This window comes from Streptomyces sp. NPDC014801, from assembly GCF_043082085.1.
Lineage (GTDB): Bacteria > Actinomycetota > Actinomycetes > Streptomycetales > Streptomycetaceae > Streptomyces.
In genome coordinates this window covers 387887-407870 of the sequence record NZ_JBIBXG010000007.1, presented here as the reverse complement: position 1 = coordinate 407870, position 19984 = coordinate 387887, and the positions used below count along the sequence as shown (strand labels likewise).

20 protein-coding genes are annotated in these 19984 nt (G+C 72.4%); 4 read left to right on the top strand and 16 right to left on the bottom strand.

Features of this window, described 5'->3' with window-relative positions:
* Positions 1 to 214: 214 nt before the first annotated feature.
* The 3 genes from ACF1AL_RS19435 to ACF1AL_RS19425 all read right to left on the bottom strand — a co-directional run bounded on the left by ACF1AL_RS19435 (position 215) and on the right by ACF1AL_RS19425 (position 4193).
* A complete protein-coding gene (locus ACF1AL_RS19435) occupies positions 215 to 679 on the bottom strand; it encodes a nucleoside deaminase (protein WP_391781145.1) in 465 nt (154 codons plus the stop codon).
* A gap of 46 nt (positions 680 to 725) precedes the next feature.
* The gene (locus ACF1AL_RS19430; RefSeq protein WP_366838666.1) at positions 726 to 2654 is read right to left on the bottom strand and encodes a long-chain fatty acid--CoA ligase; all 1929 of its coding nucleotides are present in this window, start codon (positions 2652 to 2654) and stop codon (positions 726 to 728) included.
* Positions 2655 to 2906: 252 nt separating this feature from the next.
* Complete coding sequence (locus ACF1AL_RS19425) at positions 2907 to 4193, bottom strand: acetyl-CoA C-acetyltransferase (RefSeq protein WP_391826604.1); 1287 nt, start codon at positions 4191 to 4193, stop codon at positions 2907 to 2909.
* A gap of 90 nt (positions 4194 to 4283) precedes the next feature.
* Between ACF1AL_RS19425 and ACF1AL_RS19420 the strand changes: the two genes are divergently transcribed.
* Together ACF1AL_RS19420 and ACF1AL_RS19415 are read left to right on the top strand one after the other, a co-directional pair.
* Positions 4284 to 5585: a 3-oxoacyl-ACP reductase gene (locus tag ACF1AL_RS19420; RefSeq protein ID WP_391826602.1), complete on the top strand. Its 1302-nt coding sequence runs from the start codon at positions 4284 to 4286 to the stop codon at positions 5583 to 5585.
* Positions 5585 to 6478, top strand: coding sequence for a MaoC family dehydratase (locus ACF1AL_RS19415; protein ID WP_391826600.1), 894 nt, complete (start codon positions 5585 to 5587; stop codon positions 6476 to 6478). The genes ACF1AL_RS19420 and ACF1AL_RS19415 overlap by 1 nt, the downstream gene beginning before the upstream one ends.
* A 99-nt stretch (positions 6479 to 6577) precedes the next feature.
* Here the strand turns inward: ACF1AL_RS19415 and ACF1AL_RS19410 are convergent, their stop codons facing one another.
* The 11 genes from ACF1AL_RS19410 to ACF1AL_RS19360 form a co-directional block, all read right to left on the bottom strand.
* Positions 6578 to 7222 carry a TetR/AcrR family transcriptional regulator gene (locus tag ACF1AL_RS19410; protein ID WP_366838670.1) on the bottom strand — a complete coding sequence of 215 codons (645 nt, stop codon included), beginning with the start codon at positions 7220 to 7222 and terminating at the stop codon, positions 6578 to 6580.
* An 86-nt stretch (positions 7223 to 7308) separates the two neighbouring features.
* On the bottom strand, positions 7309 to 8610 hold the full coding sequence (locus ACF1AL_RS19405) for a dicarboxylate/amino acid:cation symporter (protein ID WP_366838671.1): 1302 nt from the start codon (positions 8608 to 8610) through the stop codon (positions 7309 to 7311).
* Positions 8611 to 8675: 65 nt separating this feature from the next.
* Positions 8676 to 8777 (bottom strand): putative leader peptide, encoded by a 102-nt coding sequence (locus ACF1AL_RS19400; RefSeq protein ID WP_366838672.1) that lies wholly within the window; start codon positions 8775 to 8777, stop codon positions 8676 to 8678.
* Between the two features lie 141 nt (positions 8778 to 8918).
* The gene (locus tag ACF1AL_RS19395) at positions 8919 to 9230 is read right to left on the bottom strand and encodes a DUF4229 domain-containing protein (RefSeq protein WP_384204349.1); all 312 of its coding nucleotides are present in this window, start codon (positions 9228 to 9230) and stop codon (positions 8919 to 8921) included.
* Between the two features lie 134 nt (positions 9231 to 9364).
* Entirely contained in the window at positions 9365 to 9889 is a 525-nt protein-coding gene (locus ACF1AL_RS19390) for a GNAT family N-acetyltransferase (RefSeq protein WP_391707507.1), read from the bottom strand.
* Between the two features lie 16 nt (positions 9890 to 9905).
* On the bottom strand, positions 9906 to 10553 hold the full coding sequence (locus tag ACF1AL_RS19385; RefSeq protein ID WP_391826598.1) for a UdgX family uracil-DNA binding protein: 648 nt from the start codon (positions 10551 to 10553) through the stop codon (positions 9906 to 9908).
* Positions 10554 to 10665: 112 nt separating this feature from the next.
* Positions 10666 to 11829 carry an aminofutalosine synthase MqnE gene (gene mqnE / locus ACF1AL_RS19380; protein WP_366838677.1) on the bottom strand — a complete coding sequence of 388 codons (1164 nt, stop codon included), beginning with the start codon at positions 11827 to 11829 and terminating at the stop codon, positions 10666 to 10668.
* Between the two features lie 40 nt (positions 11830 to 11869).
* Positions 11870 to 12325, bottom strand: coding sequence for an Lrp/AsnC family transcriptional regulator (locus tag ACF1AL_RS19375; protein ID WP_103780324.1), 456 nt, complete (start codon positions 12323 to 12325; stop codon positions 11870 to 11872).
* 58 nt (positions 12326 to 12383) lie between these two features.
* Entirely contained in the window at positions 12384 to 13052 is a 669-nt protein-coding gene (locus tag ACF1AL_RS19370) for a UbiX family flavin prenyltransferase (RefSeq protein WP_366838679.1), read from the bottom strand.
* Positions 13053 to 13128: 76 nt separating this feature from the next.
* Positions 13129 to 14031, bottom strand: a complete 903-nt coding sequence (mqnP, locus tag ACF1AL_RS19365) for a menaquinone biosynthesis prenyltransferase MqnP (RefSeq protein WP_366838680.1) — start codon at positions 14029 to 14031, stop codon at positions 13129 to 13131.
* 79 nt (positions 14032 to 14110) lie between these two features.
* The gene (locus ACF1AL_RS19360) at positions 14111 to 15562 is read right to left on the bottom strand and encodes a menaquinone biosynthesis decarboxylase (protein WP_391661952.1); all 1452 of its coding nucleotides are present in this window, start codon (positions 15560 to 15562) and stop codon (positions 14111 to 14113) included.
* 88 nt (positions 15563 to 15650) lie between these two features.
* On the opposite strand from ACF1AL_RS19360, the gene ACF1AL_RS19355 reads away from it, so the two are divergent.
* Positions 15651 to 16076, top strand: a complete 426-nt coding sequence (locus tag ACF1AL_RS19355) for a PLD nuclease N-terminal domain-containing protein (protein ID WP_391826596.1) — start codon at positions 15651 to 15653, stop codon at positions 16074 to 16076.
* Positions 16076 to 16957 carry a LysR family transcriptional regulator gene (locus ACF1AL_RS19350; RefSeq protein WP_366838683.1) on the top strand — a complete coding sequence of 294 codons (882 nt, stop codon included), beginning with the start codon at positions 16076 to 16078 and terminating at the stop codon, positions 16955 to 16957. Before ACF1AL_RS19355 ends, ACF1AL_RS19350 begins: the two co-directional genes overlap by 1 nt.
* Here the strand turns inward: ACF1AL_RS19350 and ACF1AL_RS19345 are convergent.
* Positions 16854 to 17813 carry a DMT family transporter gene (locus tag ACF1AL_RS19345; RefSeq protein ID WP_386417938.1) on the bottom strand — a complete coding sequence of 320 codons (960 nt, stop codon included), beginning with the start codon at positions 17811 to 17813 and terminating at the stop codon, positions 16854 to 16856. The two genes, ACF1AL_RS19350 and ACF1AL_RS19345, sit on opposite strands and share 104 nt — an antisense overlap.
* Positions 17814 to 17907: 94 nt before the next feature.
* Positions 17908 to 19914, bottom strand: coding sequence for a protein kinase (locus ACF1AL_RS19340; RefSeq protein ID WP_391826594.1), 2007 nt, complete (start codon positions 19912 to 19914; stop codon positions 17908 to 17910).
* Positions 19915 to 19984: the final 70 nt, after the last annotated feature.

Genomic DNA, 19984 nt, shown 5'->3' with positions numbered 1-19984 from the left:
GGGCGCGGGGAACTGCGCGACAAGCCACGACGGACCCGCACCCGGCGACGAAACCGAACCCCCCGACTCAGCCGCCGCAGGCACCCGCACCCGGCAACACACCGCACCCACCCGCCCAAGCCGCCGCAGGCACCCGCACCCGGCGACGAAACCGCACCCACCCGCACAGCCGCCGCAGGCACCCGCACCCGGTGACGAAACCGAACCCCCCGGCTCAGCCGCCGGAGGCATCTGTTCCGATGTCTTCCCCCCACAAATCCGGCCGCTCCGCGACGAAGTCCCGCATCAGTGCCACGCACTCCGCGTCGTCCAGCACCACGATCTCCACGCCATGCTCGGCGAGCCACTCGTGCCCGCCGTGGAACGTCGTCGCCTCCCCGACCACGACCCGGGAGATGCCGAACTGCCGGACCAGCCCCGAGCAGTACCAGCAGGGCGACAGCGTCGTCACCATCGTCGTCCCGCGGTACGACCGCTGCCGTCCCGCCGCCCGGAACGCCGCCGTCTCCGCGTGCGTCGAGGGGTCGTCGTCCTGGACGCGCCGGTTGCGCCCGCGCCCGAGCAGGGTGCCGTCCGCCCCGTAGAGCGCGGCGCCGATCGGGATGCCGCCCTCGGCGAGCCCGGCGCGCGCTTCGTCCACGGCGGTGGCGAGCCACCGGCGGGCCAGTTGCAGATCCATGAGATCACTGTGGCGCCGGAGGTGCCCCCGGGCAAGAACCCCCCGCTCAGCGACGGTCGGCGTACAGCTCCTCCACCACGTCCGCGAACGCGTCCAGCACGGCCTCCCGGCGCAGTTTCATCGACGGCGTCAGATGGCCGTCCTCCTCCGTGAAGTCGACCGGCAGCACGGCGAACCGGCGGATGGACTCGGGCCGGGACACCAGCCGGTTGGCCTCGTCGACGGCGCGTTGCAGGACCGCGTACAGCTCCTCGTCGCCGATGAGGAGTTCGGCCGGGACGGGATGCTTGCCGTTCATCCGGCGCCAGTGGCTGACGCCGTCCATGTCCAAGGTGATCAGCGCGGAGACATAGGGACGGCCGTCACCGACCAGCATGACCTGCGAGATCAACGGGTGGGCGCGCAGCCAGTTCTCCAGCGGAGCCGGCGCGACGCTCTTGCCGCCGGCGGTGAGCAGGATCTCCTTCTTGCGGCCGGTGATCGTCAGATAGCCCTCGTCGTCGAGTTCCCCGAGGTCTCCGGTGGCCAGCCAGCCGTCCTGCGCGGCGGGGACGACCCCGCCGGCGGCCGGGTCCCAGTAGCCGCGCAGCACGTGGTCGCCGGCGACGAGGATCTCCCCGTCGGCGGCGATCCGTATGCGGGTGCCCGGCAGTGGCCAGCCGACCGTGCCCAGGCGGGGCTTGAGCGGCGGGGTGACGGTGGTGGCGCCGGTGGTCTCGGTGAGGCCGTAGCCCTCGAAGATCTCGATGCCGACGCCGGCGTAGAACGCGGCGAGCCGCTGCCCGAGCGGGGAGCCGCCGCAGATGGCGTATTTCACCCGGCCGCCCATGGCCTGCCGGATCTTGCGGTAGACCAGCGGGTCGTACAGCGCCCGCCCCGCCTTCAGCGCGGTCGTCGGGCCGGCGCCGGTGCCGGTCTGCTGGGCCTCGAGGGTCGTGCCGTAGCGCCGGGCGACGGCCGCCGCCCGGTCGAAGGTGGCGAGCTTGCCGCCCGCCTCGGCCTTGGCGCGCGCGGAGTTGAAGACCTTCTCCAGCATGTAGGGGATGGTCAGCAGGCAGGTGGGCCGGAAGGCCGCCAGGTCGGGCAGGAGGTCGTCCGCCTTCAGGCTGGGGGCGTGGCCGAGCCGGACCCGTGCGCGTACGCAGGCGATGGCCACCATCCGGCCGAAGACGTGCGACATCGGCAGGAACAGCAGGACCGACGGCTCCTCCTCGCTCTTCGCCCGGAACACGGGGTAGAGCAGTTCGATCGCGTTGTCGACCTCGGCGAAGAAGTTGCCGTGGCTGAGCGCGCAGCCTTTGGGGCGGCCGGTGGTGCCGGAGGTGTAGATCAGGGTGGCGAGCGTGCCGGGGCCGAGCATGCCGCGCCGTACGCCGACCTCCTGGTCGGGCACGTGGGCCGCGCCGACCTCGCCGAGGCGTTCGATGTGGCCCTCGTCCATCACCCACACGTGCCGCAGGTCGGGCAGGTGGGGCCGCTCCGGGCCGAGGGCCGCGGCTTGCGCGACGGTCTCCGTGACGAGGGTGACCGCGCCGGAGTCCTGGAGGATCCAGCGGGCCTGGAAGGGCGAGGAGGTCGGGTAGATGGGCACGGTGACCAGGCCGGCCGCCCAGGCGGCGAAGTCGAGCAGGGTCCACTCGTACGTCGTCCGCGCCATGATCGCGATGCGGTCGCCCGGTACCAGGCCCTCGGAGATCAGGCCCTTGGCGACGGCCTGGACCTGCGCGGCGAACTCGGCGGCCGTCACGTCCGTCCACCGGCCGTCGGGGCCGCGCCGGCTGAGGACCACCGCGTGCGGGGCGGCGTCGGCGTTGTCGAAGGGCAGGTCGGCGAGCGAGCCGTGCCGGACCGGCTGGGCGAGCGGCGGCACGGACGCCTCGCGCACCGCGCCGCCCAGCCGCTTGGTCTCCGGGGCCACCAGGACGGGCTCGCGCGGCCCGGTGTAGTCGGCGGAGGTGGGGTAGGGCGTGGACACGGGCGGCTCCTGGTGCGTGCAGCAGCGGCACTGCTGGCTGCAAGACGTACGTGCCTCGCCCGGCGGGGCGTTCACCGAGGGGGCGTCGGCAGACGGTCACCGCCGGTTGGGCAGGGGAATCGTACGGGGCCCCTGTGGGGGGCTTGTGCGGGTTCCAAGGGGGTCCGGCGCCAGGGCTGTGCAGCGTCCGGAACGGTGTGACAGGGGCTCACGTTGCCCAGGTCACACGCTACTTGGCCGGTGGGCGCCCGGTCACGGCCGCTCCAGGATCGCGGTGACGCCCTGGCCGCCGGCCGCGCACACGGAGACGAGCCCGCGCCCGGGGCCGCCGCGTTCGGCGAGCAGCTTGGCCAGGGTCGCCACGATCCGGGCGCCGGTCGCGGCGAAGGGGTGCCCGGTGGCGAGGGAGGAACCGGCCACGTTGAGGCGGTCGCGGTCCACCGGGGCGAGTCCCCGCTTCTCCCAGGCGGCCAGCGTGGCGAGCACCTGGGAGGCGAACGCCTCGTGGATCTCGACCAGGTCGAAGTCCTCGATGCCCAGCCCGGCCTTCTCCAGCATCCGCGGCACCGCGTACGCCGGGGCCATCAGCAGTCCGTCCTCGCCGTCCGCGATGTCGCCGTGCACGAAGTCCACGGCGGCCGTCTCGCAGGCGGTGAGGTAGGCCAGCGGTTCCAGGCCGCGCGCGGCCGCCCACTCCTCGCTCGCCAGCAGCACCACCGCCGCGCCGTCGGTGAGCGGCGTCGAATTGCCCGCGGTCATGGTCGGGTCGGGCCCGTCCAGGCCGAACACGGGCTGGAGCGCGGCGAGTTTCTCCGGTGTCGAGTCCGGGCGCAGGTTCTGGTCGCGGGCCAGGCCGCGGAACGGCACCACCAGGTCGTCGAAGAAGCCGCGTTCGTAGGCTGCCGCCAGCCGCCGGTGACTGGTGGCCGCGAGGTCGTCCTGCGCCTCGCGGCCGATGCTCCACGCCCGCGCGGTGACCGCCGCGTGCTCGCCCATGGAACGGCCCGTGCGGGGTTCGGCGTTGCGCGGGATGTCGGGGACGAGGTGGCCGGGCCGTACCCGGGCCAGCGCCTTCAGCCGGCCGCCGAGGGTCTTCGCGCGCCGGGCCTGGAGGAGGGTGCGGCGCAGGTCGTCGTTGACGCCGAGGGGTGCGTCGCTGGTGGTGTCGGCGCCGCCCGCGACCGCCGACTCGGTCTGGCCGAGGGCGATCTTGTTCGCGGCGGCGATCACGGCCTGCAGCCCGGTGCCGCAGGCCTGCTGGATGTCGTACGCCGGGGTGCGGGCGTCCAGCCGCGAGCCGAGGACGGTCTCGCGCGCCAGGTTGAAGTCGCGGCTGTGCTTGAGGACGGCTCCGGCGACGACCTCGCCGACGGCGCCGGGCGCGTCCAGGCCGTGGCGCTCGGCGAGGCCGTCCAGGGCGGCGGTGAGCATCTCCTGGTTGGAGGCGGTGGCGTAGGGGCCGTCGGAGCGGGCGAAGGGGATGCGGCTGCCGCCGACGATCGCGACGCGCCGGGCGGTGGGCGGCGTCAGGGGGCTCATCTCGACCTGGTCCTCCAGCGTGTCCTAGGCTTACCGTCGGTAACCTTACTCCAGAGTAAGCAAACTCGTCCCCCGCGAGGAGAGGTCTTCATGGCCGACCGCTATCTGAGCTTCACCGCCACCGCGCCCGGCCGCTTCCTCACCCGGCGGCTCGGCCTGCCCCGGCCCGCGCCCCTGCGCCGCTGGTCCCCCGAGACGCCGGCGCTCACCGGCGGCCTGCTGCACCTGACCGCCGGCACCCCCCGCGCCGACCTCGCGCCCGTGCTGGCCCGCACCGGTCTCGGCGCCGGCACCGGCCGGCCCGCCGCCGTCGTCCTCGACGCCACCGGCGTGGCGGACGTGGCGGCACTGGCCGAGGTGCACGCGGCCCTGCACCCCGTCGTGCGCTCCGTCGCGGCGAGCGGCCGGATCGTCGTCGCCGGCGCCCCGCTCGACCCGCGCGACCACCACCAGGCCGCCGCCCAGCAGGCGCTGGAGGGCTTCACCCGCTCCCTCGGCAAGGAGATCGGCCGGGGCATCACCGTCAACCTCGTCCGGCTCACCGACGCGGCCGCCGCCGAGTCGACCCTGCGCTTCCTGCTGTCGCCGAAGTCGGCCTACGTCAGCGGCCAGGTGATCGAGGTCGGCACCGGGAACGCCGGCCTTCCCGGCGACTTGGAGCGGCCCCTCGCCGGCCGCACCGCCCTGGTCACCGGCGCCGCCCGGGGCATCGGCGAGGCGGTCGCCGGGACGCTCGCCCGGGACGGGGCACGGGTCGTCGTCCTCGACGTGCCCCAGGCCGAAGAGGACGCCCGGCGCGTCGCCGAACGGCTCGGCGGGAGCGCCCTCACTCTCGACATCACCGCCGCCGACGCGGGCGAGCGCATCGCCGAGGCACTGCCCGACGGCCTCGACGTCCTGGTCCACAACGCCGGGATCACCCGCGACCGGCGCCTGGCCAACATGCCCGCCGAACACTGGAGTTCCGTCCTCGACGTCAACCTGGCGAGCGTGCTGCGCACCACGGACGCGCTGCTCGCCAAGGGGACGGTGCGGCGCGGTGGCCGGATCGTGGCGACGGCCTCCATCGCCGGGCTCGCGGGCAACGCGGGGCAGACCAACTACGGGGCGAGCAAGGCGGGCGTCGCCGGACTGGTGCGCGCGCTCGCGCCCCGCGCCGCGGAGGAACACGGGGTGACGGTGAACGCGGTCGCGCCCGGCTTCATCGAGACGAGGATGACGGCCGCCGTGCCGCTGCTCATCCGGGAGGCCGGCCGCCGGATGAACTCCCTCGCCCAGGGCGGACTGCCCGTCGACGTCGCCGAGACCACCGCCTGGCTCGCTCACCCCGCCTCCGGCGCGGTCAACGGACAGGTCGTGCGGGTGTGCGGGCAGAGCCTGCTGGGGGCGTGATGCGCGAGGAGACCCTGACCCGGCCGCCCGCGCTGGCGCCTCTGCTGGCGCGCGGCGCCCTGCTGTCCCCGCTCAAGCGGCCCCGCCCGGACGCCGCCCTTCCGGCCACCCGGCTGACCTTCCCCGGCCTGCGCGTCGACCTCGCCCGCCTCGCCGCCTACGAGCGGGTGTGCGGCTTCGCCACCGGCGCCGACGCGCTGCCGGTCACCTATCCGCACGTGCTCGGCTTCCCCCTCGCCATGCGGCTGATGAGCGCCCGGGACTTCCCGCTGCCGCTGCTCGGCCTGGTCCACACCTCGATCGAAATCACCCGCCACACCGCGCTCTCGGCCACGGGCGCCTACCGCCTCGGGGTGCGCGTCGACCGGCTCGCCCCGCACCGGCGCGGCACGGAGGCGGTCGTGGTGACCGAACTGCGGGACGGCGACGTCGTCGTATGGGAGTCGACGAGCACGTACCTGGCCCGGCACCGCACGGCGGGGGCGCCGGAGGACGGGCCGCGGGAGGCCGCCGGGCCGCGGGAAGCGGACGGGCCGCGGGAGGCTGCCGGGCCGCCGCTGCCCACGGTCGCCGAGTGGCGGCTCGGCGCGGACCTCGGCCGCCGCTACGGCGCGGTCTCCGGCGACCGCAACCCCATCCATCTGCACCCGCTCGCCGCCCGCCTGTTCGGCTTCCCGCGCGCCATCGCCCACGGCATGTGGACCGTCGCCCGCTGCCTGGCCGCGCACGGCGTGCCCGACGCGGCCCACGTCCACGCCGAGTTCCGCGCGCCGGTGCTGCTGCCGGGCACGGTGCGGTACGCGGCGGACGGCGACGGCCGCTTCGCCCTGCACGGCGGGGAACGCACCCATCTGACGGGGCGTGTGGTGCCGCTGGGGGCGCACGGGCGGTGACATGACGAGCCGTGTGCCCGGCGCGGGCGCGGGAGCGGGAACGGGCGGAGGCGCACGGGCGGTGAGGTCACCGGCCGGGTACGGGCGTTGCCGTCCCGCTCAGGCCGCCGGCGGTGTCCAGGGGCGGCCCGCCATGAGGTTGCCGAGGCCCGACCAGGCGAAGTTCATCAGGGTGGCCGCCGACTGGCGGGCCGAGACCCCGTCGGTGGCGTTGGCCCAGGCGGCCAGCGACTCGGCGGCGCCGACCAGGGCTTCGGCGAGCCCGGCGACCTCGCGTTCGGCCAGGTCGGGATCGTCGTGGGCGTCACGGGCGGCGACCGCGATCAGCCGGGTCACGAACGCCACGATCTCCGCCCGCATCGCGGCGACCTCCGCGGCGAACGGCTCGCCCACCGTGCGCGCCTGAAGGTGCAGCACCGACCAGGCGTCGGGATGGCGCGCGGTGTGCGTGAAGAACGCCAGCAGCCCGTCCCACAGCCGGCGGTCGGCGGGCAGCCGGGGGTCGACGGCGGCACGGACCGCCTCGGTGAGGGCGGCGGCCTCACGGCGGATGACGGCGGTGAAGAGGTCTTCCTTGGAGTTCAGGTACAGATACACCAACGGCTTGGACACACCGGCGAGTTCGGCGATGTCGTCCATGGAGGCGGCCATGTAGCCGCGCTGACCGAAGATCCGCACGGCGGCGTCCAGCATCTGCCGCTCGCGGACGGCCCGGGGCATCCGCTTGGTCTTCACCGCACCCATGCGCCTAGCGTACGGGCGGGCCGCGCCCCGTGGACATGCCGAGGGCGGCCGAGCGTTGAGCTCCGCCGCCCTTCGGGTACGTCCGCTCAGGCCGCCGCGGTCACCGGCTCGCGCTCCGGCTCCTCGGCCAGCGAGGCGCCGCCCACCGCGTCGTAGGCCGCGCGGTCCAGCAGGTTCTCCCGGGCCGAGACGATGACCGGGACCAGCGCCTGGCCGGCCACGTTGGTGGCGGTGCGCATCATGTCCAGGATCGGGTCGATCGCGAGGAGCAGGCCGACGCCCTCCATGGGCAGGCCCAGCGTGGACAGGGTGAGGGTCAGCATGACCGTCGCGCCGGTGAGGCCGGCGGTGGCGGCGGAGCCGACCACGGAGACGAACGCGATCAGCAGGTAGTCGCCCACGTTCAGGTCGATGCCGAAGATCTGCGCGACGAAGATCGCGGCGATCGCCGGGTAGATCGCGGCGCAGCCGTCCATCTTGGTGGTCGCGCCGAACGGCACCGCGAAGGAGGCGTACTCCTTCGGCACGCCGAGCCGCTCGGTGACCTTCTGCGTCAGCGGCATGGTGCCGACCGAGGAGCGGGAGACGAACGCCAGCTGGATCGCGGGCCAGGCGCCCTTGAAGAACTGCAGCGGGTTGGCCTTCGCGACGGTCGCCAGCAGCGCCGGGTAGACGACGAAGAGGACCAGCGCGCAGCCGACGTAGATGTCGGCGGTGAAGGTGGCGTACTTGCCGATCAGGTCCCAGCCGTAGGTGGCGATGGCGCGGCCGATGAGGCCGACCGTGCCGAGCGGGGCGAGCCGGATGACCCACCACAGGGCCTTCTGCAGCAGCTCCAGCACGGACTCGCTGAGGGTGAGGATCGGCTGGGCCTTGTCCCCGAGCTGGAGGGCGGCGATACCGGCGACGGCGGCCATGAAGACGATCTGCAGCACGTTCAGCTCGGTGAACGGCGTGATCACATCGGTGGGGATGATGCCGGTGAGGAAGTCGAGCCAGGAACCGGTGTGGTCGGGCTTGGCGCCGTCCTTCGGGGTGAGGCCGGTGCCGGCGCCGGGGTTGGTGAGCAGGCCGATGGCCAGGCCGATGCTCACCGCGATCAGCGAGGTGATCATGAACCACAGGAGGGTGCGGGACGCCAGGCGCGCCGCGTTGTTCACCTTCCGCAGGTTGGTGATCGACACGAGGATCGCGAAGAAGACGAGCGGGGCGACGGCGAGCTTCAGCAGGCCGATGAAGGTGCCGCCGATCTTGTCCAGGGTGGTCACCAGCCAGGACACGTCCTGGCTGCGGGCCACCCAGCCGAGCAGGACACCGAGGGCGAGGCCGGCGAGTATCTGGGCCCAGAAGGGCACCTTGAAGGACTTCGTGTTCGAGGACACGGACATGCTCCGTTGGGGACGCGTAGGGGCTGACGTGGACGCGGGGTCGCGAGCGAAGAGGTCGCGAGACGTCAGGGGCGACAGATCCCGGACGCGCACCGGCAGAGGTCCACGTGCAGGCGCGCCACGAGCAGAAGGCTCTGGGGGAGGGCGGACGCGGCTGCTGACTTCACACCTCAGACGTTAACACTTGAACTTTGAGAATCTCAAAGCCTTGCTTTGGGAGGTCTTGGGGTCGCAGTACCCGCACAACGCAAAGCGCCCCGCCGACCACGGGCTTCGGTCGGCGGGGCGCCTGTGAGCTGTGACGCGTCTTACGACGTCTGGCCCTGCGCCCGGGCGGTGTCGTCGGCGACGTCCTCCTGGCTCTGGCTGGCCTGCAGGCCGGCCTGCATGTTCGCGCGCATGCGGTCCACCTTCGGGGCGATCTTCTGCGACGCCCGGTCCCGCTCCCCGCGCAGGGCGACGAAGCTGATCGGCGCCGAGATCAGCAGCGCGAGCAGGATCATCCACATGCCGTTGGAGGAGCCGAGGCCGCGCGGCACGACTCCCGAGTAGACGAGACCCCAGACGACCACGAGGCAGCCCGCGAAGATCCCGAGGCGCATCAGCGTGTAGCGGAGCATCTCAATCCACTCTTCCGAATCCAAACAGGGACAGTCCCCAGTGAAGCACGCCGCCGCCCCGATCTTGGAGGCGGGTGCGGGGGAGTCCGGGAGGGGAGTGCGGGGGGAGTCCTGGCGGCGGGGACGGGGAGCCGTCAGAGCAGCGGCAGCAGCATGGTGATGTCGTCCCGGTCGTCCCCCGGCGCCACCCGGATCGCCCCGGGCACCCGCCCGACCTCCTTGTAGCCGCACGAGCCGTAGAACCGCTCCAGGCCCAGGCCGCCCCGGCAGGTCAGCCGGATCGCCTCGATGCCGTCGAAACCGCGGGCCGCGTCCGTCGCGGCCGCCAGCAGGTCCCGGCCGTAGCCCCGACCCTGGTGCCGCGGGTGCACCATCACCGTGTACAGCCACACCCAGTGCGTCATCAGCCGGTGGCTGTTGAAGGTGAAGAAGGCGGTCGCCGCGACCCGCCCCTCCTCGTCGTGCCCCACCAGCAGCCGGCAGCGCCCCTCGGCCATCGCCACGAAGTGCCGCACCAGCTCCGGCCGGATCGTCTCCCGCGACACCGGCGCCACGAAACCGACGGCCCCGCCCGCGTTGGAGACGTCCGTCCACAGGTCGAGGATGCCGTCGCGCAGGTCCGCGTCGACGGCGGGGTCCAGAGTGAAAGTAAGGGGCATACGACCATCGTATCTATTACGACAGGATGCGCGCGGCCGTCCTGAGATCCGAGACGAGCCCCCGGAACGCCGACTCCCGGTCCTCCGACCGCAGCACCGAGGACGGATGCGCCGTCGGCACCAGCCGCTCCTTGCGCCCGTGGATCTCCCGCTCCAGCACCGTCCCCCGCACCTCGGTCACCCGGAACGACGACCCGAGCAGCGCCTTGCCCGCCGTCGCACCCAGCACCACGATCAGCTCCGGCTCCACCACGGCCAGCTCGGCCGCCAGCCAGGGCCCGCACGCCGTCATCTCCCGCAGGCTCGGCGCCTTGTGGATCCGCCGCTTCTTCGGCTCGGCCCGGGTGAACTTGAAGTGCTTGACGGCGTTGGTGACATACGCCTGCGCCGGGTCGATCCCGGCCTCGGCGAGCGCCCGGTCCAGCAGCTTCCCCGCAGGCCCGACGAACGGCTTCCCCTGCCGGTCCTCCTGATCACCGGGCTGCTCCCCGACGAGCATCACGCGGGCGTGCGGGTTCCCGGCGCCGAAGACGGTCTGGGTGGCGTCCCGGTGCAACGGGCACCCCCGGCAGCCGGCCGCGGCTTGGCGCAGCCCATCCAGACCGGCGCCGTCCGGAACGAAGGGCTCGGCGGTGTACGCGTCTTCCGGGACCTTTGCGGGCATACGCGGCGAGTACCCACGTAGGGGGCGCGGGACCCCGTCGATATGCGGCTCCGCCGCGTGATGGCGACCAGCGCCCCTCACGCGGCGGACCCGCACTCGAAGAACGAACCGGTCACACCCTCATCGGCTGAGGCGACTCCCGGCGCGAGGCGTCGGGCCCGTCGTACTCCCGGATGATCTCGTAGCGCGTGTTCCGCTCCACCGGACGGAAGCCCGCGTCGCGGATCAGCTCCAGCAGATCCTCACGCGTCAGCTTGTTCGGCGTACCGAAGTTGTCCGCGTCGTGCGTGATCTTGTACTCGACGACCGAGCCGTCCATGTCGTCCGCGCCGTGCTGCAACGCCAGCTGAGCCGTCTGCACACCGTGCATCACCCAGAAGACCTTCACGTGCGGCACGTTGTCGAACAACAGCCGGGAGACCGCGAACGTCTTCAGCGCCTCCGCGCCGGTCGCCATCTGCGTCCGCGCCTGCAGCCGGTTGCGGATCTTGCCGTCCTTCATGTCCACGAAGTCGTGCTGGTAGCGCAGCGGGATGAAGACCTGGAAACCACCGGTCTCGTCCTGCAGCTCACGCAGCCGCAGCACGTGGTCCACGCGGTGCCGGGGCTCCTCGATGTGGCCGTACAGCATGGTGCACGGGGTCTTCAGACCCTTCTCGTGCGCCAGCCGGTGGATGCGGGACCAGTCCTCCCAGTGGGTCCTGTGGTCCACGATGTGCTGCCGGACCTCCCAGTCGAAGATCTCGGCGCCGCCGCCGGTCAGCGACTCCAGGCCCGCGTCGATCAGCTCGTCGAGGATCTCCGAGGCCGACAGCCCGGAGATCGTCTCGAAGTGGTGGATCTCCGTCGCCGTGAACGCCTTCAGCGACACGTTCGGCAGCGCGGCCTTCAGCTCCCGCAGCGAGCGCGGGTAGTAGCGCCACGGCAGGTTCGGGTGCAGGCCGTTGACGATGTGCAGCTCGGTGAGGTTCTCCGACTCCATCGCCTTGGCGAGCTTGACGGCCTCCTCGATGCGCATCGTGTACGCGTCCTTCTCGCCCGGCTTGCGCTGGAACGAGCAGTAGGCACAGGAGGCCGTGCACACGTTGGTCATGTTCAGGTGCCGGTTGACGTTGAAGTGGACGACGTCGCCGTTCTTCCGCGTCCGCACCTCGTGCGCCAGACCACCGAGCCAGGCGAGGTCGTCCGACTCGTACAGCGCGATGCCGTCCTCGCGGGTCAGCCGCTCACCGGAGCGGACCTTCTCCTCCAGCTCGCGCTTGAGCCCGACGTCCATGCCAACACCCTTTCTGAAGACAGCACCGCCCACCGTATCCCTAGACCTCTTCGGGCAGCTCCCCGACCCGGTTCTCCCACTTCGTGGAGAGCACGATCGTGGTACGCGTACGGGAGACGCCCTTCGTCCCCGACAGCCGCCGGATGATCTTCTCCAGGCCGTCCACGTCCGTCGCGCGCACCTTGAGCATGTAGGAGTCGTCGCCGGCGATGAACCAGCAGTCCTCGATCTCCGGCAGCTCCTTCAGCCGCTGCGCCACGTCCTCGTGGTCGGCGGCGTCAGAGAGCGAGATGCCGATCAGCGCCGTGACACCGAGGCCCAGCGAGGCCGCGTCGACCGTGGCCCGGTAACCGGTGATGACCCCGGCCGCCTCCAGCCGGTTGATGCGGTCGGTGACGCTGGGTCCCGACAGGCCGACGAGGCGCCCCAGCTCCGCGTAGGAGGCCCGGCCGTTCTCCCTCAGGGCCTGGATGAGCTGCCTGTCCACCGCGTCCATGCGATTGAAAGCCTTCCGCTGAAGAGTTCTGGGAGTGTGTGAAATCCGCTCGCGCCGCTCAGCCGTTCCCACCGCGCAGTTCGCCCTTCCAGCGGCGGTACAGATCGTGAGGGACGCCCGCGGCGTCGAGGACGCGTCCGGCGACGAAGTCCACCAGGTCCTGGATGTGCGTCGCGCCCGCGTAGAAGGCCGGGGACGCGGGCACCACACTCGCGCCCGCGTCGTCCAGGGCCACCAGGTGACGCAGCGTCTGGCCGTTCAAGGGGGTCTCCCGTACGGCCACCACCAGCGTGCGGCGCTCCTTCAGTGTGACGCTCGCCGCCCGCTGCAGCAGGTCCTTCGACAGCCCGAGCGCCACCCCGGCGACACAGGCCGTCGACGCCGGCACGATCAGCATGCCCTTCGCCGGATACGACCCCGACGACGGCCCCGCAGCCAGGTCCCCGGCGCTCCAGTACCGCACCCCGGAGACGTCCACGGCGAAGCTGTCCGGCTTGCCGTCGGCGCCCCGGGCCAGCCATTCGGCGAGGTCGGCCCGCCAGTGGGCGTCCCGGAAGGAGATGCCGGTCTCGTCGAGCAGCGTCAGCCGCGACGCCCGGCTCACCACCAGGTCGACGTCCTCCCCGGCGGCGATCAGCGCCCGCAGCACGGCAGCCGCGTAGGGCGTCCCGGACGCGCCGGACACCCCCACGATCCAAGGCGCACGCTGCGATTTCCCTGCGTTCACATCTTGAGCGTACCGGTGTGCGCGACGATGACCCGGCCCGGGACCGCCCGCACGGCGCGGCCACCGGACCGGCGCACTACACCGTCAGGCCGCGGACCAGCAGGTCGATCAGGGCGCACACGAACAGGGCGATCCCGATGAAGCCGTTCACCTGGAAGAACGCCCGGTTCAGCCGCGTCAGGTCGTGCGGGCGGACGATCGTGTGCTCGTACACGAACGCGGCCGCGACGATCAGCAGGCCCAGCCAGAAGAAGAACCCGGCGTGCGTGACCACCGCGTACCAGGCGAACAGGGCGGTGGTGACCGTGTGGCAGGCCCGCGCCCCCCAGATCGCGGCCGGGATGCCGAAGCGGGCCGGGACCGACATGACACCGATCTCGCGGTCCGTCTCCACGTCCTGGCAGGCGTAGATCAGGTCGAAGCCGCCGATCCACACACCCACGGCGAGCCCCAGGACGACCGCCGTCCAGGACCACTCGCCGCTGATCGCCAGCCAGCCGCCGATCGGGCCCATCGCCTGCGCAAGACCCAGGATGGCCTGCGGGAAGTTCGTGAACCGCTTGCCGTAGGGGTAGACCACCATCGGGATCACGGCGATCGGGGCGAGCGCCAGGCACAGCGGGTTGAGCAGGGCGGCGGCGCCCAGGAAGACCACCAGGGCGATCAGGGCGCCGGTCCAGGCGTGCCGCACGGACATCGCGCCCGTCACCAGCTCGCGGTGCGCGGTGCGCGGATTGCGCGCGTCGATCTCCCGGTCGATGATCCGGTTCACGGCCATCGCGAAGGTGCGCAGACCCACCATGCAGACCGTGACCAGCAGCAGCCGGCCCCAGTGGATGTTGCGGTCCCACTCGTACATCGCCGTCAGCGACGCGATGTAGGCGAAGGGCAGGGCGAAGACCGAGTGCTCGATCATCACCAGCCGCAGGAACGCCTTGGTGCGTCCCGGCTGGGGGATCGCGGCGGAGGCGCTGCTCACAGGCCGTACTCCGGTTCACCCCCGCGGAGGCGGGGAAACCCCGGCTCCGCCCTGCCGTTCACCATGTTGGCCAGACTCCTCACAGTCCGTACTCCTTCCAACGCCGCGTCACCCGTTCGGCCGTGTCCGGGTCGGACTCCACCATGTCCGGCCATCCTCCGTCGCGCGTGTACCCCTCCTCGGGCCACTTCTTCGTCGCGTCGATGCCCGCCTTGCCGCCCCAGAACTGCTGGTAGGACGCGTGGTCGAGGTGGTCGACCGGGCCCTCGACGACGGTGAGGTCACGGGCGTAGTCGGTGTTGCCGAGGGCGCGCCAGGCGACCTCGTGCAGATCGTGCACATCGCAGTCGGAGTCGACGACCACGATCAGCTTCGTCAGGGACATCATGTGCGCGCCCCAGATCGCGTGCATCACCTTCTGCGCGTGCTTGGGGTACTTCTTGTCGATCGAGACGATCGCGCAGTTGTGGAAGCCGCCGGCCTCGGGCAGGTGGTAGTCCACGATGTCCGGCACGATGATCTTCAGCAGGGGCAGGAAGAAGCGTTCCGTGGCGCGGCCCAGCGGACCGTCCTCCGTCGGCGGGCGGCCCACGACGATCGACTGCAGCAGCGGCCGCTTGCGCATCGTCACGCAGTCGATCGTCAGCGCGGGGAACGGCTCCTGCGGCGTGTAGAAGCCGGTGTGGTCGCCGAAGGGCCCCTCGGGGAGCATCTCGCCCGGCTCCAGCCAGCCCTCCAGCACGACCTCGGCGTTCGCCGGGACCTGCAGCGGGACCGTCTTGCAGTCCACCATCTCGATCCGCTTGCCCGCGAGGAACCCGGCGAAGAGGTACTCGTCGATGTCGCCGGGGAGCGGGGCCGTGGAGGCGTAGGTGACGGCCGGCGGGCAGCCGAAGGCGATCGCGACCGGCAGCCGCTCACCGCGCCGGGCCGCCACCTGGTAGTGGTTGCGGCTGTCCTTGTGGATCTGCCAGTGCATGCCGATCGTGCGCCGGTCGTGGCGCTGCAGCCGGTACAGGCCGAGGTTGCGGACCCCGGACTCCGGGTCCTTGGTGTGGGTCAGCCCCAGGTTGAAGAACGAGCCACCGTCCTTCGGCCAGGTGAACAGCGCGGGCAACTGCTCCAGGTCCACGTCGTCGCCGGTGAGGACGACCTCCTGGACGGGCGCGTCCTTGACCTTCTTGGGCGGCACGTGCGCCATCGCGCCGAGCTTGCCGAACGCCTCCCGCACGCCCACGAACCCGTGCGGCAGCTCGGGCTTGAGCAGCCCGCCGATCCGCTCGGAGATCTCCGCGTACGACTTCAGGCCGAGCGCCTTCAGCAGACGGCGGTCGGTGCCGTACACGTTCATCGCGAGCGGCATCGACGCGCCGCGCACGTTCTCGAAGAGGAGCGCGGGACCGCCGGACTTCTGCACCCGGTCGACGATCTCCCCGACCTCCAGGTACGGATCGACCTCGGCCTTGATGCGCTTGAGGTCGCCTTCGCGCTCCAGAGCCCGCAGAAGGGAACGAAGATCGTCGTAAGCCATGCGTCCCAGTATCGGCCACGGGCTACTCTGAGCCCGTCACCGGGGCCCGTCGTGCGCCCCTCGCCGTCTGCTGGGGGATCTCCCGTCCATGCTCAGGTATCTGCCGTTCCTGCTGGTGCTGGCGCTGTGGATCTACGCCTTCATCGACTGCCTGAACACCCCGGAGGAGGAGGTGCGGGGCCTGCCGAAGGTGGTGTGGGTGATCATCATCCTGCTCTTCGGCGAGGTGCTGGTCGGCCCCGTCGCCTGGCTGGTCGCCGGGAAGCAGCGCGGGGCGGGACCCTCGGGCGGCTCGACGCCGTCCCAGTGGCACCGCAACCAGCGCACCGAGTGGGTCGCCCCCGACGACAACCCCGAGTTCCTGAAGTCCTTGAAGGAAGAGAACAAGAAGGACGAGGCCCTGCTCAAGGAGTGGGAGGCCGACCTGCGCCGCCGCGAGGAGGAACTGCGGCGCAAGGAGCGCGGCGCGGAGGAACTGCGGGGCAAGGAGCGCGGCGAGGACGAGCAGAGCTGATGGAGCTGCGGCTGCTCGTCACCTTCGAGAAGGTCGCCACCGTACTGAGCTTCACGCGCGCCGCGGCCGAGCTGAACTACGCCCAGTCCAGCGTGACCGGCCAGGTCCGCGCCCTGGAGGACGCCCTCGGCACTCAGCTCTTCGACCGGCTCGGCAGCCGCATCCGGCTCACCGACGCCGGCGAGCGGCTGCTGCCGTACGCCCGGCAGATCATCGAGCTGACCGAGGAGGCCCGCGCGGCCGTCGCCGGCGCCGAGGAGCCCTCCGGCACGCTCGCCGTCGGCACGATGGAGTCGCTGACCAACTACCGCCTGCCGCCCCTGCTGGAGTTCTTCCACCACCGCTACCCCAAGGTCCGCCTCACCCTGCGCCCGACCCTCGGCGACGAGACCCGGCAGGCGCTGCGGCAGGGCACGTACGACCTCGGGTTCCTGATGGAGGAGGAGACCGAGCACCCGGGGCTGGAGTGCGAGGTGCTGGCCGTCGAACCGCTGGCGCTCGTCGCCGCGCCGGGGCATCGGCTGCACGGCGGGGAGGTCGCCGTCGCCGACCTGGTGCGCGAGCCGCTGCTGGCCACCGAGCCCGGCTGCGCCTACCGGGACCTGTTCGAGCGGGAACTGACGGCCGTGGCGCCGGTGGAGTTCCGGGAGTTCGGCACCATCGAGGCCACCAAGCGCGCCGCGGCGGCCGGCCTCGGTGTCTGTCTGCTGCCCGAGGTGACGGTCGCCGCGGAACTCGCGGAGGGTTCGCTGGTACGGCTGGACTGGCAGCCGCCGTTCACGCTTTCGACGCAGCTGGCGTGGCGGGCCGGGAGGCGGCTGCCGGCTCCTGCCCGGCTGTTCCTCGAACGGGCGCGGCAGCTGGTGTCCGAGCAAGGGTGACCTTGAGACTGGCCCACGCGATCAGCGGGACGCCGAGGGCCTGCACCAGCCCGATGTGGTGGCCGTACACCGCCCAGTCGGCCACCATCGCCACCACCGGGTAGACGAAGGCCAGGACGGCGATCTTCGAGGTGGGCAGCTTCGCGTAGGCGGAGTACATCAGGACGTACATCACGCCGGTGTGGACAAAGCCCAGGCCGACCAGCCAGCCCCAGTCCCAGCCGGTGCCGGCCATCGCGCCGAAGTCGGCGAACGGCAGCAGCAGCGGGATGCCGACGAGCACCTGGACGAGGGCGATCAGGTGCGGGCGTACGCCGGTGATCCTCTTGGTGACCAGGGTCGACAGCCCGTACAGCAGCGCGGCGAGCAGCGCCTGCCCGATGCCGAGGACGTACGTCCCGCCGCTCGCGAAGTCGCCGGGTGTGACGCCGGAGACGAGGATCAGCCCGGCGAAGGCGAGGGCGACCCAGCCGACCTTGGCCGCGGTGAGCCGCTCGCGGAAGAGGAGAGCGCCGAGCAGCACCACGTAGAAGGGCTGGGTGTGGTAGACGACGGTCGCCACGGAGATCGAGGTGTTCTCGTAGGAGGAGAACAGGAACACCCAGTTGAAGACGATGAACACCCCGCCGAGGACGGCCAGTCCGAACGTGCGCGGGGTGAAGCCGTGGTCGCGCAGCCAGCCGCGGGCGGCGACGTAGCCGCCGAGGGCGAGGGCGCCGAACAGGACGCGGAAGAAGACGACGTCGAAGGGGGACGCGCCCGACTCGACGACGAAGACGCCGAGGGTGCCGGAGAGCACCATCGCGGTCGTCAGCTGGGCCGTGCCCCGGTGCGTGTTCAGCTGCGATGAGGTCATGTCCACGACGCTACGAGCGCGCCGTGGACCCGGTCCACGCGCCAGTGGGGGGCGCTGCCGATGGGGTCATCGGCGGCGCCGATACCGGGCCGCCTTACCCCCGCGCCCACTTCTGCGACGCCGCCCCGCTTTGGCACGTCTGCGTCGTCACACCGCCGTTGAAGGCCAGGTCCAGGCAGCCGCCGCTGAACGAATTGACCAGGGTGGAGCCGGAGCCGGTACGCCACAGCAGTGCGGTGCCGGTTCCGGCGCAGTCGCCCACGACGACCGTCTGGCCGTTGTAATTGCCGTTCAGGCAGTGGCCGCTCGACTGGTTGACGAGCTTGTACGTGCCGTTGGCCGCACTGCGGAAGGCCCAGGAGGCGGCGGCGCCGGAGCACGCCCCGAGGAGCGTGGAGCTGTACATCTCGGTCACGCACTTGCCGTTCTGACCGTTGCGGAGGTGGACGTAGCCGGAGGAGGGGGGCGGGGCGGAGGTGCCGGTTCCTGCGCCGGTGCCGCTTCCCGAGCCGCTTCCCCCTCCGCTTCCGCTTCCGGATCCGGTTCCGGTCGAGCCGGAGTCGCTGCTCGAGCCGGTGCCGGTGCCGGTGCCGGTGCCGGTGTGCGAGCCGGTGCCCGTCCGGCCCCCCTGGCCGCCGGCCGCGTTCCCCGCGTCCGTCCCGCCGGCCCCGCCGCCCACCGCCGCTGCCCCCGCGGCGGTCGCCGGGCCCGCCGGGCCGCCGGGAGAGGCGGTGGGCTGACCGCTGGACGGCTGGGCGGTCGTCGGCGCCGTCGCCGACGGGGTGGTGGCGGAGGCGGGTGCCGAGGACGCCACCTGCGCCGACGCGCTGGGGCCCGCGTCACCGTGTGAGGGTGCGGAGGCGTACGGCAGGAGCTGCAGCGCGACGGTGGTGACGGTCGCGACGACCACGACCGGGACGACGGCCAGGAGGACGCGGGTCCGGCGGCGCTCCCGCTCCGGGGCGGGGCGGGTGGCGACGACGGGGGGCGGTGCCGGTTTCGGGTCCGGGGCCTGGGCCGGGCCCGGGTTCGGTTTCGAGTGCGGGTCTTGGTCCTGGTCCGGTTCCGGGCCAAGGGCCGGATCGGGGGTCGGTTCCGGGGCGGGGGTGATGGGTTCCGGGTCGCCGGGGGTGGGGGCCGGTGTCGTCGCCGTCGGGTGCGGCGGCGGTGGGGGCGGTGTCGCGGCGAACGCCGCGCGCTCGGCGAGGCGTTCGGCCACGGCGGCCGGCCAGGCCGGGGTCTCCGGGGCGTGCACGAGGGCCAGGTCGAGGAGTTCCGCGGCCGTGGGGCGGCCCTCGGGGTCCTTGTCCAGGCAGGACGCCACGGCGGAGGCCAGGTCGGGGTCGAGCGTGCGCAGCGGTGCCAGGTCGGGCTCCTCGTGCACGATCCGGTACAGCACCGCGTGCCCCGACTCGTCGCCGAACGGCGGCCGTCCGCATCCCGCGTACGCCACCACCGAGCCCAGCGCGAACACGTCGACGGCACCGGTGAGCCGGCGGGCGCCCGAGGCCTGTTCCGGGGACATGTAGGCGGGCGTGCCCACGACCATGCCGGTCCGGGTCAGCTGGCTCTGCTCCGCCGCGCGGGCGACACCGAAGTCGATCAGGGTGAGGCCGTCGACGGTGAGCATCACGTTGGACGGCTTGACGTCCCGGTGCACCATGCCCAGCTCGTGCACCGCGGCGAGCCCCCGCGCGGCCTCCCGCAGCAGCAGCCACAGCGCATCGGCGGGCAGCGGGCCGCCGTGCAGGTCGACGGCCTCGCGGAGGGTGAGCCCGGGGACATAGGCGGTGGCGAACCACGGGGGACGGGCCTCGCGGTCGCTCGCGATCAGGCGGGCGGTGGCGTGCGCGGGCAGCCGGGCGAGGTTGTCCAGCTCGTGCCCGAAGCGGCGCAGGAAGTCCTTGTCCTCGCCGGCCACGGACGGCAGCACCTGCTTGACCGCGGCGTACCCGCCCTCGTGCAGCCCGAGGTACACCCGGCCCATGCCGCCCGAGCCGAGCCGCCCGACCAGCGGTAACGGACCGATGCGGCGCGGATCGTCCTCCTGAAGCGGTTCGGCGCCGCTGCCGGTGAGGTCGAATCCGTCGTGCCCGTCCACGTTCTCCCCGTTCGTTCGGCTTCGCTTCGGTCCCGGTGCGCGGCCGGGCGTGCTCGTGCGTGCTCGTGCG

Coding starts and splice junctions, on each gene's coding strand:
- ACF1AL_RS19435 (WP_391781145.1), bottom strand. CDS start 679: ATGGATCTGCAACTGGCCCGCCGGTGGCTCGCCACCGCCGTGGACGAA.
- ACF1AL_RS19425 (WP_391826604.1), bottom strand. CDS start 4,193: ATGAGCCCCCTGACGCCGCCCACCGCCCGGCGCGTCGCGATCGTCGGC.
- ACF1AL_RS19420 (WP_391826602.1), top strand. CDS start 4,284: ATGGCCGACCGCTATCTGAGCTTCACCGCCACCGCGCCCGGCCGCTTC.
- ACF1AL_RS19415 (WP_391826600.1), top strand. CDS start 5,585: ATGCGCGAGGAGACCCTGACCCGGCCGCCCGCGCTGGCGCCTCTGCTG.
- ACF1AL_RS19410 (WP_366838670.1), bottom strand. CDS start 7,222: ATGGGTGCGGTGAAGACCAAGCGGATGCCCCGGGCCGTCCGCGAGCGG.
- ACF1AL_RS19405 (WP_366838671.1), bottom strand. CDS start 8,610: ATGTCCGTGTCCTCGAACACGAAGTCCTTCAAGGTGCCCTTCTGGGCC.
- ACF1AL_RS19395 (WP_384204349.1), bottom strand. CDS start 9,230: ATGCTCCGCTACACGCTGATGCGCCTCGGGATCTTCGCGGGCTGCCTC.
- ACF1AL_RS19390 (WP_391707507.1), bottom strand. CDS start 9,889: ATGCCCCTTACTTTCACTCTGGACCCCGCCGTCGACGCGGACCTGCGC.
- ACF1AL_RS19385 (WP_391826598.1), bottom strand. CDS start 10,553: ATGCCCGCAAAGGTCCCGGAAGACGCGTACACCGCCGAGCCCTTCGTT.
- mqnE (WP_366838677.1), bottom strand. CDS start 11,829: ATGGACGTCGGGCTCAAGCGCGAGCTGGAGGAGAAGGTCCGCTCCGGT.
- ACF1AL_RS19375 (WP_103780324.1), bottom strand. CDS start 12,325: ATGGACGCGGTGGACAGGCAGCTCATCCAGGCCCTGAGGGAGAACGGC.
- ACF1AL_RS19360 (WP_391661952.1), bottom strand. CDS start 15,562: ATGGCTTACGACGATCTTCGTTCCCTTCTGCGGGCTCTGGAGCGCGAA.
- ACF1AL_RS19355 (WP_391826596.1), top strand. CDS start 15,651: ATGCTCAGGTATCTGCCGTTCCTGCTGGTGCTGGCGCTGTGGATCTAC.
- ACF1AL_RS19350 (WP_366838683.1), top strand. CDS start 16,076: ATGGAGCTGCGGCTGCTCGTCACCTTCGAGAAGGTCGCCACCGTACTG.
- ACF1AL_RS19345 (WP_386417938.1), bottom strand. CDS start 17,813: ATGACCTCATCGCAGCTGAACACGCACCGGGGCACGGCCCAGCTGACG.